The organism is Solidesulfovibrio fructosivorans JJ], from assembly GCF_000179555.1.
GTDB lineage: Bacteria > Desulfobacterota > Desulfovibrionia > Desulfovibrionales > Desulfovibrionaceae > Solidesulfovibrio > Solidesulfovibrio fructosivorans.
The window spans coordinates 50,155-64,588 of sequence record NZ_AECZ01000008.1 but is presented as its reverse complement, the minus strand read 5'-3'; the positions used below and the strand labels follow the sequence as shown (position 1 = coordinate 64,588).

Here is a 14,434-nt window from a genome sequence, read left to right as displayed (position 1 = left end):
TTGCGTATGTGTCAATGCGCTTCCGATAAAAAAGGGCCGCCTCGCATGAGACGGCCCTTTTCATTTGCGCGGGATGCCGGGTCAGACCAGCGGCGTATTCTCCACCAGACTCCAGACGCCGCAGGGGCAGGCATTGGCGCAAAAGCCGCAGCCGATGCACTTGGCGGGGTCGGAGACCATCTCGAATTCCTTGTCTTCGAGCTGGTTGCGCGAGATCGCGCCCGTCGGGCAGATCATGGTGCAGACGCCACAGTCGCGGCAGGCGCCGCAGGACGAACACTGGCTGGCGCAGCTCTTGAGGTCGCCCAGTTCCATGATGCGCGGATCGAAGTACTCGAGCTTGGCCCGGTCGTAGTCGATGCGCTCGCGGGTATCGGTATGGGGGCGCTTGCCGGCGAAGATGTCGATGATGGCGGTGGCCGCCTCGCGGCCCATGCCGATGGCCTGGGTGAGGAGCCCCGGCCGCACGATGTCGCCGATGGCGAACACCTTGGGGTTGCTCGTCTGGTAGATGTCGTTGACCACCACATGGCCGCGCTCGGTGGCGATGGTGCCGTCGAGGATGTCCATGTCGGGCACGTCGCCGACCGACAGGATGACGGTGTCGGCCGGGATCACTTCGCCGGATTGCAAGGTCACGCCCTCGGACGTGATCTCCTTGGTGAAGCAGGGCCACTTGAACTTGGCGCCCGCGGCCTCGGCGTCCTTGCGTTCCTTGCCAAAGGAGGCCGGGGTCTGGATGTCGATGAGGGTGACGGATTCGGCCCCCAGGCGCGCGGCCTCGGTGGCCACGTCGCAGCCCACGTTGCCCGCGCCGATGATGACCACGGTCTTGCCGACCCTGGCCGTGCCCTTTTTGGCGGCCTTGAGGAAGGTGAGCGCCGGGGTGGCCAGCTCCTTGCCGGGAACGGGCAGCATGCGCGGGATGCTGGCGCCGGCGGCCAGGACCGTGAAGTCGTAGTCGGCCACGATCTGGGCGAATTCCTCACCCGTGATGGCCTTGTGGAACCGGATATGGGGCAGGACTTCCTGGGCGCGTTTGATTTCGGCCTCCAGGACCTCCTGGGGAATGCGGCTGGCGGGGATGGCGGCGGAAATCTTGCCGCCGAGCTTTTCGGCCGGGTCGTAGATCACGGCGTCATGGCCGGCCAGGCGCAATTGCCAGGCCACGGACATGCCGGCCGGGCCGCCGCCGATGACGGCCACCCGCTTGCCGGAAAGGGGCGGGAGCTTGGGCAGATGGCCGGCCTTGACGTTGGCCTTGCCGAGCAGGGCCGTGTCGAGGGGCAGCATGTGGCCGATGTTGCGCGTGCAGCCCTGCATGCACAGGTTCGGGCACAGGTAGCCGCAGACCGTGGCCGGGAAGGGCGTGTAGGCCAGCGCCAGATCCATGGCCTCGTCCATGAGCCCGTCGCGCACGAGCTGCCAGCGCTTCTGGACCGGAATGCCGGTGGGGCAGCTGGCCTGGCAGGGCGAAAGGTATTTCTTGTTTTCCCAGACCGGGACGAACCGGCGCAGCTCGCCGTTGACGATCAGCGGGATGGGGCTTCTGTCGCTGTCGTCCAGGTCGCCGATGAGTCCGCCCTTGCCGAGTTCCGCATCCCAGACGTTGGCGCGGAATTCGTCCATGGAGCGGCGGACCCGGCCGGTTTTTTCGACCGGCGTGCGGGCGGCGATAAGCTGCCACTCTTCGCGCACGGCCAGGGTCTCGTAGAGTTCCGGCTTGCCGATGGCGTCGAGGTAGGCGCGCAGGTTTTCGGTCAGCCAGGCGTAGGCCGCGTCGTCGATGGGCGCGAGCTTGGCGTCGGCCAGGGAGAAGCCCTTGTAGGGGCCGCGGAAGAAGATCTGGCCGCCGACCATGCCGACGCAGGGCCGGTAGCCAAGGATATTGTCGGGGTTTTGCGGCTCAAAGCCGCAGACCACGGCCGTGCCGCCGGCCATGAACTCGGCGAAATAGTCGCCAACGCTCCCAAGCACCCACATTTCCGGGGCCGCGTACTTGGGGTTGCGCTTGGTCATGGTCATGCCGCGCGCGCCAAGGTTGCCGGCGACCATGACCTTGCCCTGGGCCATGCCGTTGGCCGCGCCGTTGCCGGCGTTGCCGAGCACTACGATCTCGGCCCCGGCGTTGAGCCAGCCCACGTCGTCCGAGGTCGGGGCGTCGATGATGATTTTCGTGCCCGGGAAGCCCATGGAGCCGGTGCGCTGGCCCGGGGCTCCGGTGACGCGCACGGTGATGGGTTCGTTGCGGGAGACGAAAAGGCGGCCGCCGATGCCGTGCTGGCCGTCGGCCTCGACGAGAAGTTCGCGGGCTCCCTGGGTCACGGCCCGCTGGATGCGCTCCTCGAGGATGCGGGAATCCACCCGGTGGCCGTTTTCGATGCCGTGTATGGTAACGCTTTGCTGTGCCATGTGCGTTGCTGCCTTGCTGCTGCTGGGGTTCTGTTTCGCCGGGCCGCCGCCTAGACCACGTACTTGATCTTGAGGCGCTGGGACGCGTGGTAATCGCTGATGCCGAGCGCGTCGGACATGCCGATGGGCAGCGACGTGGAACGTCCGAGCGGGGCGACGATCTTGCGCAGTTCGGTGTCAAAGGAGAGGAACACGTCCACCAGGCGCTCGGCCACCTTTTCCGGGTCCAGCCGCCGGTACAGGCGCGGGTCCTGGGAGGTGATGCCCTTGGGGCACACGCCGATGTTGCACACGTTGCACCGGTCGCGCTCGGAGCCCAGGCAGCCGGCAGCGGCCTGCATCATGTACTTGCCCGACTGCACGGCGCTGGCGCCGAGCATGATCAGCGCGGCGGCGTTGGCGGCGAGGTTGCCGTTTTTGCCGATGCCGCCTCCGGCAATGAGCGGAATCTCGTTCTGCTTGCCGGCGGTGCACAGGTCTTCGTAGCAGTCGCGCAGGTTGGACGCGATGGGGTGCCCCATGTGGTTCATGGAGACGTTGTAGGCCGCGCCCGTGCCGCCGTCCTCGCCGTCGATGGCGAGCCCGGCCGCGTAGGGGTTGCGCACGAGGTTGTTGAGCACCGCCGTGGCCGAGGTGGTGGCGGAAATCTTCGGGTAGACCGGGACGCGGAATCCCCAGGCCATGGACATGGACTGGATCATCTTGGCCACGGACTCCTCGATGGAATACTGGGTCTGGTGGGTGGGCGGGCTCGGCAGGGACACGCCCTGGGGCACGCCGCGAATGGCGGCGATGAGCTTGTTGACCTTGTACCACATGAGGAGCCCGCCGTCGCCGGGCTTGGCCCCCTGGCCGTACTTGATCTCGATGGCGCAGGGGTCTTCCTTCATGTCCGGCAGGGCCTTTATGATCTCGTCCCAGCCGAAGTAGCCCGAGGCGATCTGGAGCACCACGTACTTGAGGAAGCGGGAGCGCAAAAGGCGCGGCGGACAGCCGCCCTCGCCCGTCGCCATGCGCACCGGCATGCCCATTTCCTCGTTTAAGTAGGTCACGCCCATGATCAGCCCTTCCCACATGTTGGGGGAAAGGGCGCCGAAGGACATGGAGCCGATCATCAGCGGGTAGATCTCGCGCACGGCCGGCACCCAGGCGTGTTCTTCCAGGGCGTGGAGGCCTTCCTCGGGGGGCTGCACCCGGCCGAGGAGGGTGCGCAGCTCGAACTCGTGCCGGCCGGCGTCGAGCGCCGGGTCGGTGAGCATGGAGATGCGGATGAACTTGATCTGGTCGAGCAGGCTGCCCGGATCGTTGCGCCGGCCGCCGCGGGTGCGGGCCTGGCCGCCGCGGTTGTTGTGGAACTTGAGCGTGGTGGCTTCGGGGCGCAGGCGCGGGGTGATGGCGTTGTTGGGGCAGACCATGTTGCACATGGAGCAGCCGATGCAGTGGTAGGCCGGGTCGGTGCGCTGACGGATGCCGTAATAGACGGAAAAGCGGGACTTGCCCTTTTTTTCCAGGGCTTCCGGCGTCTTGAGGATACGCTTGCGAAATACGCCGAGTTCGATGGCGTTGACCGGACACACGGACGTGCAACGGCCGCACAGGGCGCAGGTGTTGATGTCCCAGTCCACCTGCCAGGGCATGTCGTTGACGCTTAGTGTGGACGGGGTAATGACTGCAGTTGATTGCATATGGTGACCTCTTGGCATTCGGGGCGCACGATGGCCGTGTCCAGGTGCATGGGTTGAAAGTCGGCATGCTCGTCGCGATCGGGGATGGCCGCGTCGAGGCCGCAGATTTCCGAGGAGAAGGCGAAGATGCCGTCTTTTCCGCCGACCACGCCGGGGCGCAGTTTCTTGCGGTCCTGGACCATGAACATGGTCCCCTCGGGCAGGCAGCCGATGACGCAGTTGGGACCGTCGATGATGAGCTTGCGGCAGGTCTGCTTGATGCGGGCAAGCAATTCGCGGTCCGAATGGCCTTCCATCTCGGCGTTGGACAGCGGCGTGATGACGTGCTTGTAGTATTCGATGCCAAGGCCTAGGCGCTTGAGCGTGAAATGCATGATGTGGGCGAAGACTTCCGAGTCGGACTGGTAGCCCATGTAGCCTTCGAACCCGCGCGAGAGCAGGTATTCCTTGATAGGAACGAAAGCCGTGTTCTCGCCGTTGGTCATGGTGCAGACGCCCTGGAGGAAAAAGGGGTGGCAGGCGTAGAGGTTGATGGCGTAGTTGGTGTTCTGCCGGCCCTGGGCCAGGATGCGGCGGCAAAAAAGCTCCGGCCGGTCGAGGCCGAGGTATTCGGCCACGGTCAGCGGGTCGCCGACTTCCTTGACCATGATGGTGTCCGGCCAGAACGAGAAGACGCGGATGTCTTCCTTTGCCTCGCCCATGAGCCGGAGCGCCACGCGGATGCTCATATAGGTGAGTTCGCGCTCGGCCTGACCCTTGCTTTTCAGGTCGGCCGGGACCTCGTAGGCCCGGGCCATGTAGGTTCCGCGTACCGGGGTGCCGGCTGGAATCTTGGTCTTGGGGTCGAGCACGAGGGTGGACTTGGTGACGAACCCCCGTTCGTCCATGAAGGCGTCGAGGCGCTTGAGTCCGTCGTCCGTGAAGATGCCGGAAAGGATCGGCGCATCCTTCATCTCGCCGAAGGGTCCTCCCAGGTCATGGAGAAAAAGACCGACGCCGGAGCCGTCGTGTCCTTCCTTCATAACGTTGAGGGCCTCGATGGCGCGCATGGGGGACACGGGGTCCCGGCTGCTGAGGGCGAATAAGCGGCACATGGTCTACTCCGAATAACGCTATCTATTTGAGGGGGGTTTTTTCATAGTGACAAAATAGGGCAGCGTAAAGCAAAAAATAAAAAAAGGGGTCCTCTTGCGAAAAATGTAAATAATTTCCAGCGGAAGATTGTTTTAGCGAAATCCGATGCCCCTGTGACTTTTCAACTTTTTTGAAAAGTCAGGCCAGATGGCATGCGCCTCGCCCGCGATCACGCCGACGATTCTTCGGTTTCCACAGCCTCCCTTCCCGGAGGCATGCGCCGTCCCACCCGTCACGGCGCGGGCCGCGCCAATCCCGGCCCATACGCCCAGTTGTGGATAATAAGACCGAAATGGCGCGCGTCAAACGCCGACGGCTTGACAAGCGCCGCAACCCCTGCTTACCAAAGGTCCTACCAATTGTCGCGGCTTTATGTTGATAATGGGTTTATTCGGCATTTTTTCGCAATAATTGGGAATTAAGGTAGGACCATTAAGGATGCCATCCATGGAAGCCGTACTGTTGTTTTCCCCGGCCCGGCCGGGTCGGGCCAGCGAGGACGTGGCCCTGCAAATCGAAGCCGCCATCACCGACGGGTCCATTGCGCCGGGGCAAAGCCTGCCGAGCGAGCGCGAGCTGCAAGCCCAGTTTCGCACCTCGCGCGGCGTGGTGCGCGAGGCCTTGCGGGCGCTGAAGCAAAAGGGCCTGCTCGAGATCCGAAAAGGCGCGCGCGGCGGGGCCTACGTCAAGGCCGTGGGCGTGGACAACGTCAGCGAGTCCCTGGCCCTTTTCCTCAAGCAGCGCCAGGTGTCGCCGGCGCGGCTGATCGAGTTTCGCGAGACCGTGGACCGGGCGCTCATCGTCATGGCCGTGGCCCGGGCCACGGAAGCGGACATGCGGGAGCTGGCCGGCCTGGCCGACGCGCTGGCCGCGGCGGCCGCCGGCGACGCCCCGGACCTCGACCTCGTGGCCGAGCGCGACCGCGAGTGCAATCTGGCGCTTGCCCGCATGGCCGACAACCCGGTCTTCGAATGGATCATGCGCGCGGTGCAGCTCGGGTTCAGTTCCCTGGACATGGCCCTGTACGAAGACCCTGGCTGCCGGGAACGCACCGTGGCCAACTGGCGCGACACCGCCCGGGCCATCGCCGCGCGCGAGCCCCTGGCCGCCCTGTCCCACGTTTCCCTGCATTACGCCTGGCTGCGCCGCCGCCTGGAGCGGGGCGGCGAGGACGACGCGGACCGGATACCAAAGGAGCAGACATGAAGCAGTATGATTTCATCATCGTCGGCGGCGGTTCGGCCGGGTGCGTCCTGGCCAACCGCCTAAGCGCCAATCCCAAGCACAAGGTCCTGGTCCTCGAGGCCGGGCCCTGGGACCGCCGGTTCGATTTCCGCATCCACATGCCCGCCGCCCTGACCTATCCACTGGCCGGCAAGACCTACAACTGGTGGTACGAATCCGATCCCGAGCCGTACATGCGCGGCCGGCGCATCTACCAGCCGCGCGGCAAGGTCCTCGGCGGCTCGAGCTGCATCAACGGCATGATCTACATCCGGGGCAACGCCGGGGATTACGAGAACTGGGCGGCGAACGACGGCCTCGAAGACTGGGGCTACGCCCATGTCCTCCCGTATTTTCAGCGCGTGGAGACGCGCCTTGCCGGGGCGGACGGCTACCACGGCGTGGGCGGCCCCCTGGCCCTGACCACCCCTGAATGCGACAATCCGCTTTTCGACGCCTTTTTTGCGGCCACGGTCCAGGCCGGCTACAACCTGACCGACGACGTCAACGGCGAGCGCCAGGAAGGCTTCGGCCGCTTCGACCGCACCACCTATCGCGGCCGCCGCCACAACGCCGCCCGGGCCTACCTCCACCCCATCAAGAACCGCGAGAACCTGGACATCGTGACCCGGGCCACGGCCAGCCGCATCCTCTTCGAGGGCGACCGGGCCGTGGGCGTGGAATACCGCCGGGGGGGAAAGGTCCGCGAGGTCAAAGGCGGGGAGATCATCTGCTGCGGCGGGGCCATCAATTCCCCGCAACTGCTCCAGCTTTCAGGCGTGGGCAACGCCGACGAGATCGCCTCGCTTGGCATCACGCCCGTGGCCGACCTGCCGGGCGTGGGCGAAAACCTTCAGGACCATCTGGAACTCTACGTCCAGTACGCCTGCAAAAAGCCGGTCAGCATGTTCCCGGCCCTCAAATGGTGGAACCAGCCGAAAATCGGCCTGGAATGGCTCTTTTTGCGCAAGGGCATCGGCGCGACCAACCACTTCGAGGCCGGCGGCTTCATTCGCGGCAACGACGAGGTTGGCCACCCCAACCTCCAGTTCCATTTTCTGCCCATCGCCATCCGCTACGACGGCTCGGCCCCGGCCGCCGGCCACGGCTATCAGGTCCACGTCGGCCCCATGAACACCGACGTGCGCGGCCGCGTGAAGATCACCTCCCACGACCCGGCCGTCTATCCGAGCATCCTGTTCAATTACCTGTCCACGGAAAAGGAGCGCAAGGAATGGGTCGAGGCCATCCACTGCGCCAGGAAGATCCTCAACCAGCCGGCCTTCGACGAGTTGCGGGGCGACGAGCTGGCTCCGGGCGCGGACGTGGCGACCGACGAGCAGATCCTCGATTTCGTGGCCCGGGAAGGGGAGAGCGCCTACCACCCGAGTTGCACGTGCAAGATGGGGAGCGATCCCATGGCCGTCACCGACGGGAAACTGCGCGTCCACGGCCTGCGCGGCCTTCGCGTGGTGGACGCCTCGGTCATGCCGACGATCACCAACGGCAACATCTACGCGCCGGTGCTCATGCTGGCTGAAAAGGCCGCCGACGCCATTCTCGGCAACACGCCGCCCGAGCCGTCCTCGCGACCCTTTTACCGCCACGAACCCGCAACCGCGTCCTCCCCGGACGCCGTCTAAGGAGGCGAACATGGTTTTCGACAAGCTCTTTATCGACGGCGTCTGGCGACCGGCCGCCTCGGGGGCCACGCGCCCGACCGTCAACCCGGCCACGGGCGAGACGCTCGCCCAGGTGGCCGATGCCGGACGCGAGGATGCGCTGGCCGCCATCGCCGCCGCCCGCCGCGCCTTCGACCGCGGCGTCTGGTCCGACGTGCCGGCCCCCAAGCGCGGGGCCATGGTGCGACGCGTTGGCGACCTGATCGAGGAACACGCCGAGGAGCTGGCCAGACTGGAGACGCTCGACACCGGCAAGACGCTGGAGGAGTCGCGCTGGGACATGGCCGACATCGCCGGCATCTTTCGCTACTTCGGCGGGCTGGCCGACAAGGAGGGCGGCGAGGTCATCGCCTCGCCCAACCCGGATTCCACGAGCCTTCTCGTGCGCGAACCCGTGGGCGTGTGCGGCCAGATATCGCCCTGGAACTACCCGCTGCTCCAGGCCGCCTGGAAGATGGCCCCGGCGCTGGCCGCCGGCTGCGCCATCGTGGTCAAGCCGAGCGAGCTCACGCCCCTGACCACGCTACGCGTCACCGAGCTGGCCGAGGAGGTCGGGTTTCCGCCCGGCGTCTTCAATACGCTCACCGGCCCCGGCGATCCGGTCGGCGCGGAACTCGCGGCCAACCCGGACGTGGACCTTATCTCCTTCACCGGCGGTATCGTCACCGGCAAGTCCATCATGCGGGCGGCGGCCGGCAACGTGAAAAAGGTCGCCCTGGAGCTTGGCGGCAAGAATCCCAACATCGTCTTCGACGACGCCGACTTCGACGTGGCCCTGGATTACGCCCTGAACGCCGTCTTCTTCCACGCCGGCCAGATCTGCTCGGCCGGGGCGCGGCTCATGCTCCAGGACGGCGTCCACGACGCCTTCGTCGAGGCGCTGGCCGAACGCATCCGCACTATCCGCCTGGGCAACGGCCTTGACGAGGGCACGGAGATGGGGCCGCTTATTTCCGCCGCCCACCGGGACAAGGTGGAAGGCTACGTGGCCATCGCCCAAAAGGAAGGGGCGAAGCTCGTCTGCGGCGGATCGCGTCCCGACGATGCGGCCCTTGCCGGCGGCTTCTACTACCTGCCCACGCTTTTTACGGGTTGCGAAAACGCCATGCGCGTGGTCCAGGAAGAAGTCTTCGGCCCGGTCATCACCGTGGAGCGCTTCAGGACCGAGGAAGAGGCGATAAGCCGCGCCAACAGCACCATCTACGGCCTGTCGGCCGGATTCTGGACCCGCGACCCGGACCGCATCGCCCGGGTTTCGCGCAAGCTGCGGTTCGGCACGGTCTGGGTCAACGACTTCAACGTGTATTTCACCCAGGCCCCCTGGGGCGGCTATAAGCAGTCCGGACTTGGCCGCGAACTCGGCCGCATCGGCCTGGAAGAGTACCAGGAGGTCAAGCACGTCTACCAGAACCACGCGCCGAAGGCGGTTGCGTGGTTTGGTGTAACCGGGGGGAAACCTTTCTGAAGAAAGGTTTCCCCCCGGACCCCCTTTCCCAAGACTTCTAACGGTTACAAAGCGTTGTCGTTAAAGCATCCGTAATCGTGAGAAGTTTTTGGGAGGGGAGAGCGCGAGAGGGGAACCCTTTTTTCAAAAAGGGTTCCCCTCTCGCCCACCCCAAGCTCCCACCACCTCAACCCAAGGAGGTCTGATGCTTCGATCAACAACCAGGAAGCTGGTCTTTGCCATGTGTCTGGCGTTGTCTGTGGCGCTGATGGCCGGGCAGGCGTTGGCCAAGCCCGGCGAGATCACCTTCGCCAGCGTGAGCTGGACGGGCGTGACCATCAAAACCGAGCTTGCGGTTCAGATTCTGGATGTTCTCGGCTACAAGGCCCGCAACCTCATGGTGTCCGTGCCGCTGGCCTACAAGGCCATGGCCACGGGCGAGGCGGACGTGTTTCTCGGCAACTGGATGCCGTCCATGGCCACCATCGCGGAGAAATATTTCAAGGACGGCTCGGTCATCAAATACTGCGAAAACATGACCGGGGCCAAGTACACCCTGGCCGTGCCCACCTACGAGTACGAAGCCGGCCTCAAGGATTTTTCCGACATCCACAGATATGCCGACAAGCTGGACCACAGGATCTACGGCATCGAGGAAGGCAACGACGGCAACGAGATCATCCAGGCCATGATCGACAAGAACATGTTCGACCTGGGGGATTTCAAGCTCGTGTCCTCGAGCGAAGCCGGCATGCTCGGCCAGGTGCAGGCCTTTGCCCGGAAAAAGCAGTGGATCGTTTTTCTCGGCTGGTCGCCCCACAGCATGAACGAGACCATCGACATGAAGTACCTGACCGGCTCCACCGACGCGACCTTCGGCCCCAACGACGGAACCGCAAGCGTCTACACCAACATCCGCAAAGGCTTCGACAAGCAGTATCCAAACGTCGCGAAGTTCCTCAAAAATCTCACCTTCCCCATCCCCATGATGAACACCATCATGACCACGCTGCACAACAGCAAAGAGGAACAACCCCGTCGCGCGGCGCTCAAGTGGCTCAAAGCCAACCCGGATATCCTGAAAAAATGGCTCGACGGCGTCACCACCAGGAAGGGCAAACCGGCCCTGCCCGTGGTCACGGCCTTCCTGGCCAAGGTGCATTAAGAGGATAAGACTGGGGGAAAACTTTTCTGTAGAAAAGTTTTCCCCCAGACCCCCTTTCCAAAGACTTTTAACGATAACAGATTGTCACCGTTGGAAGTTTTGGGGAGGGGAGAGCGCGAGAGGGGGACCCTTATGATGGACGTCGCCCTATGGACGTAGGCCGAGAAGGCCACTTGGCTTCGAAGGCGGCATGGGCTCAATTGGACGAGAGCTTAACGGGCTGTCCAATTTCTTGTGACCACCTCAGGCCATTCACCATAACACCGCCGCTACGTAATACTAACGAGTGAAGTCGCTTTTAAGGCCATCTCGGGTGTGATCGTTTTGAACTCTCTTTGGGCTGATGGAAAGTACTTCATGCTCGCCCAAAGTTTCTTGTCTCCTACGATGAAACACCGTTTTTTCGCACGAGTAATCGCGACATTTAAAAGGTTTGGTTTGGATGCGGCCCACTGGGCTGCCCCGATTTTAGTGTCGCTGTCCGCGCCGAGGACCATGATAACACAATCTTCTTCCTTGCCTTGAAAAGTGTGTACTGTCCCTATTCTCGCTTTGCACCAGTCGTTGAGAGTGCGTTCTGCCGGCTTGTTCGTCGCTCCATAAATTGCCCAATCGCCTTTTAGTTTTTTTCGAAGTTCTTTCGTCACGGCCTTGAACGGGGATATGACATAAATTGCGGGGAGTTCATTCTGCTGCATGAACGTATTTATTATGAGCCGGATAACGAATTCAATCTGGCTTGGAACAATCTGTTGGTTGGTTGTTTGTCCAAGGATATTCACCCACGCGCTTTCAAGAGGCAAGGGCGGTTGGTTTGGGGCGGATTTGTGGGGAAGGCCAAAAATCATCCTCCCCTCGTATGCGATGTTGTTTGAAACGGAAAACATGGGTTCGATACAACGCCTGTGAACCCTTAGTGGGCTGCCGATCCATGTCTGGCTTTCCCTTGAATAGGACGATGTATACGCGCCGTACGTATTGCAGGCATCGGCCAGGCTCTGGGCCGAAACCACGTCCGGCGCGTAGTCGCCTTCTTTCGTGTGTGGAGAAAGTGCGGAAATGGAGCGGATCAAGTTTGCAGGGACCGTGAAGACCGGTTCTATCTGGAGCGGGTCGCCGACGACGACGGCGTTTTGCGTCCGCCGCAATGCGCCGACCGCCGCCTGCGGAACAGCTTGCCCCGCCTCGTCAATGAACAGCCAGCCAAGCATGTTGGAACCGACGTCTTTGAACTGGGTTGCAAAGGAAGCAAAGGTGGTTGAAACAACAGGCACGATCATGAAGAGGCTTTGCCAGATTGTGAGGGCGTCCAGGTTGTCGAGGCGGGCATGTCCCTTGAGGTAATTGCTGATCGCCATGATGTTGCCTCTAAAACCTGCTCCGCCGCGGTCTTTGTTCCTGCCGACGTCGGCAAGCCAGGCTTCATGCAGGGTCAGCGCCGCGCTGAAGAGCTCGGTCCGAAGCGTTGAGAGCCTTTCGTCGTTCCAGAGGCCGCGTATTTGGAATGCCTCGGTTTCAAGCTCGTCTGGCGTTCGAGGTATGTCGAAATTGCTGAAATGTTGCTTTAGTGCCTCAAATTCTTTCTGTTTTACTTCCCATTCCCGCCGCCGCCTTGCCAATCGCCCGCCAGCTTCCCGGCAGCAAGTGTCCGCCTGAATTTCTTGGTCCCGCAGCAAGTTCACTCTGCTGTCGACAGCTGCGATGTCCGCCTCCAAACACTCGCGCTTCGACGTGAGGACGCGGGCGGCCAAGCGGTATTTTCTGTCAGAAGAAAGCCGGAAAAGGCGACTGAACCAGCCCGGTTTTTGTTGTTCGAGGGTAAGCCATTCCATCTCGGCTTGGTGAATCGAGTGCCGGATTTCGGTGGCTTCTTGCGTGGCGCGGGCAAGCGCTTGCTTAATGCGGGTAAGTTCCTGTTGACAATGTTCAAGATCTTCTATGTTTCCGGCAACGTAAGAGTCTTCCGTTTGTCCTGCCAATTCCTCAGCCAAAGAAGCAAACAAAGTGCGATCTGTAAGCTCATCTTCAACAAGTGTTTGTTTGGACAGGAATGTCGTTTTTGCTTCGTCAAACGTTGGACCGTTATATTGATCTATCCAGTCGTAGATATGGAGCAGGCCAAGCTTATGTGCCGGACTGCGATTTTGATTGTCAGGATAAAAGAAAAAGCCTTCATTGAATTTCTTGCGGTTAGCATAGTTCCCCAAGGCGCACGCGATGAGGCCCCATTGTGTTTTTTCTGGAGGGAGCGGCGTGAATTTGTTGCCATTGTTCTTGGTTGCGATCTTCTGGGCAGTTTGCTGGATATACGTCTTGTCGCGCCAAACTTTTCCCAAGGATGCTTGTTTTGGAAGCTCCTTGGATATGTTGTTAACCGCCGCGTTATTCGATGAGGCGACAATCATCTCGAAGCCGGCGAGTTCCGGTTTGAGCGTGCAGACCAATGTCCCATTCCCCAACGGGAGTTGTTTTTTCCCGTCAAAAGCGCATGCGGCCGTTCGAAATGCGGCGAGCACGCCAGCCCTCCGGACGACGTTCTCGGCGATGATATCCCGCAGCAAGGTTGTTTTGCCGGTGCCGGGAGGTCCGTTTACCGAAAATATGCCGCGCTGTTCATTGACCTCGAACGCCATGTTGATGGCGAACTGCTGCATCAGGCTCATGAGATGGTCGGGAGCGTCGAACCAATGTCCACGGTTGAACATGTTCGGGCGCAGCTTTTCTTGCAGCGTCCTCCTGCCTTCTTTCGAGTAAATGTCGATTCTCTCCGCCGGGTTGCGTGGCGTCAGGTATTCGCGCAATGAGCGCGACATCTTGCCCGCTTCCGCATCCTCCATTGCGCTTTCAAGATCCTTGATGAAAAAACTGTTGAGGATATCCACCTCCGGCTCCTGGAGGGCGTCATCTTCAGGGGTGTTGTCTTTATCGGCATTACCGGATTTGGCGTGTGACTCTTGCCACTGAAGGATTGCAGGGGCCGTTTCGTCTTTAGGCGTGAATTTAGCCCAATCGTAGAGCAGGTCGCGCAGGGCGAAAATGTCTTCGGCGGTCAATGGCTGCGGAGCCCCTGCGGTTTCGCGTTGATTGGCGAAGTTTTGAAGCCTCTCGACTAACCGCGCCTGGGCCAAAGCGAAACTGCTGGCGCTCAACCCGTCAAGTCCGAGGGTTTGAACCATCCCCAACGCCCAGGGCAACGTTGAGATTGAGATTGCATCAAACAGCGGTTCTCCATGTTCGTTGAGCTTGATTTTGGCGAAGCAGGTGGCCCCTTCCAAGTCTCCTCTTTCCTGATTTTCAAATGTATCATTGTCATCGGGACCCAGTTGAAGCATGCGTTGGCAAATAGGCGCAATCTCATTTTTGTCGAATACGCCAAGAAACAAGGAGTAGTTGGGGATTTTGTCGTCGGAACACGCCGGGAAGTTGAATATCTCCATTCCCTGTTGGAGTGAGTCCTTATGCAACCAGTTTATCTTTTTACGTTGGTTGGTATCTTGGACAACGCTGCCATCAAGATCGAATGGTATGAAGAATTCAATCTTGTGCCACGAATTGAGAATGGCGAGGAGGCGCTCCTTGTCAGACTCGACGAGTGATATCATACTGCTTTTATTCATTTTTACCTTAAAGTGGGGAGCCTTCCGCAGTTGTTGCGGGTGAACCTGTTGCGCGCATGTTGGGGTTGCTC

Annotated in this window: 8 protein-coding genes; 4 read left to right on the top strand and 4 right to left on the bottom strand. The window is 61.7% G+C overall.

Annotation, left to right across the window (positions count from 1 at the left end; genetic code table 11):
- Positions 1-81: 81 nt before the first annotated feature.
- From DESFRDRAFT_RS07475 to DESFRDRAFT_RS07465, 3 genes are read right to left on the bottom strand one after another with little or no spacing between them, the layout of a single operon-like run.
- On the bottom strand, positions 82-2,412 hold the full coding sequence (locus tag DESFRDRAFT_RS07475; RefSeq protein ID WP_005992658.1) for an FAD-dependent oxidoreductase: 2,331 nt from the start codon (positions 2,410-2,412) through the stop codon (positions 82-84).
- 50 nt (positions 2,413-2,462) lie between these two features.
- On the bottom strand, positions 2,463-4,097 hold the full coding sequence (locus tag DESFRDRAFT_RS07470) for a glutamate synthase-related protein (protein WP_005992656.1): 1,635 nt from the start codon (positions 4,095-4,097) through the stop codon (positions 2,463-2,465).
- On the bottom strand, positions 4,061-5,191 hold the full coding sequence (locus DESFRDRAFT_RS07465) for a class II glutamine amidotransferase domain-containing protein (RefSeq protein ID WP_005992654.1): 1,131 nt from the start codon (positions 5,189-5,191) through the stop codon (positions 4,061-4,063). The genes DESFRDRAFT_RS07470 and DESFRDRAFT_RS07465 overlap by 37 nt, the downstream gene beginning before the upstream one ends.
- Positions 5,192-5,678: 487 nt before the next feature.
- On the opposite strand from DESFRDRAFT_RS07465, the gene DESFRDRAFT_RS07460 reads away from it, so the two are divergent.
- The 4 genes from DESFRDRAFT_RS07460 (at position 5,679) to DESFRDRAFT_RS07445 (ending at position 10,746) form a co-directional block, all read left to right on the top strand.
- Complete coding sequence (locus tag DESFRDRAFT_RS07460; protein ID WP_005992652.1) at positions 5,679-6,437, top strand: FadR/GntR family transcriptional regulator; 759 nt, start codon at positions 5,679-5,681, stop codon at positions 6,435-6,437.
- Positions 6,434-8,098, top strand: a complete 1,665-nt coding sequence (gene betA / locus DESFRDRAFT_RS07455; RefSeq protein WP_005992651.1) for a choline dehydrogenase — start codon at positions 6,434-6,436, stop codon at positions 8,096-8,098. Before DESFRDRAFT_RS07460 ends, betA begins: the two co-directional genes overlap by 4 nt.
- Positions 8,099-8,108: 10 nt before the next feature.
- Positions 8,109-9,602: a betaine-aldehyde dehydrogenase gene (betB, locus tag DESFRDRAFT_RS07450; RefSeq protein ID WP_005992650.1), complete on the top strand. Its 1,494-nt coding sequence runs from the start codon at positions 8,109-8,111 to the stop codon at positions 9,600-9,602.
- 184 nt (positions 9,603-9,786) lie between these two features.
- Positions 9,787-10,746 (top strand): ABC transporter substrate-binding protein, encoded by a 960-nt coding sequence (locus DESFRDRAFT_RS07445; RefSeq protein ID WP_005992649.1) that lies wholly within the window; start codon positions 9,787-9,789, stop codon positions 10,744-10,746.
- Between the two features lie 269 nt (positions 10,747-11,015).
- Here DESFRDRAFT_RS07445 and DESFRDRAFT_RS07440 read toward each other — a convergent pair whose 3' ends face one another.
- Positions 11,016-14,363, bottom strand: a complete 3,348-nt coding sequence (locus DESFRDRAFT_RS07440; protein ID WP_005992648.1) for a DEAD/DEAH box helicase — start codon at positions 14,361-14,363, stop codon at positions 11,016-11,018.
- Between the last annotated feature and the right edge of the window lie 71 nt (positions 14,364-14,434).

Bases quoted from the DNA above. Each gene is read 5' to 3' on its own strand.
- DESFRDRAFT_RS07475 (WP_005992658.1), bottom strand. From the start codon at position 2,412: ATGGCACAGCAAAGCGTTACCATACACGGCATCGAAAACGGCCACCGG.
- DESFRDRAFT_RS07470 (WP_005992656.1), bottom strand. From the start codon at position 4,097: ATGCAATCAACTGCAGTCATTACCCCGTCCACACTAAGCGTCAACGAC.
- DESFRDRAFT_RS07465 (WP_005992654.1), bottom strand. From the start codon at position 5,191: ATGTGCCGCTTATTCGCCCTCAGCAGCCGGGACCCCGTGTCCCCCATG.
- DESFRDRAFT_RS07460 (WP_005992652.1), top strand. From the start codon at position 5,679: ATGGAAGCCGTACTGTTGTTTTCCCCGGCCCGGCCGGGTCGGGCCAGC.
- betA (WP_005992651.1), top strand. From the start codon at position 6,434: ATGAAGCAGTATGATTTCATCATCGTCGGCGGCGGTTCGGCCGGGTGC.
- betB (WP_005992650.1), top strand. From the start codon at position 8,109: ATGGTTTTCGACAAGCTCTTTATCGACGGCGTCTGGCGACCGGCCGCC.
- DESFRDRAFT_RS07445 (WP_005992649.1), top strand. From the start codon at position 9,787: ATGCTTCGATCAACAACCAGGAAGCTGGTCTTTGCCATGTGTCTGGCG.
- DESFRDRAFT_RS07440 (WP_005992648.1), bottom strand. From the start codon at position 14,363: ATGAATAAAAGCAGTATGATATCACTCGTCGAGTCTGACAAGGAGCGC.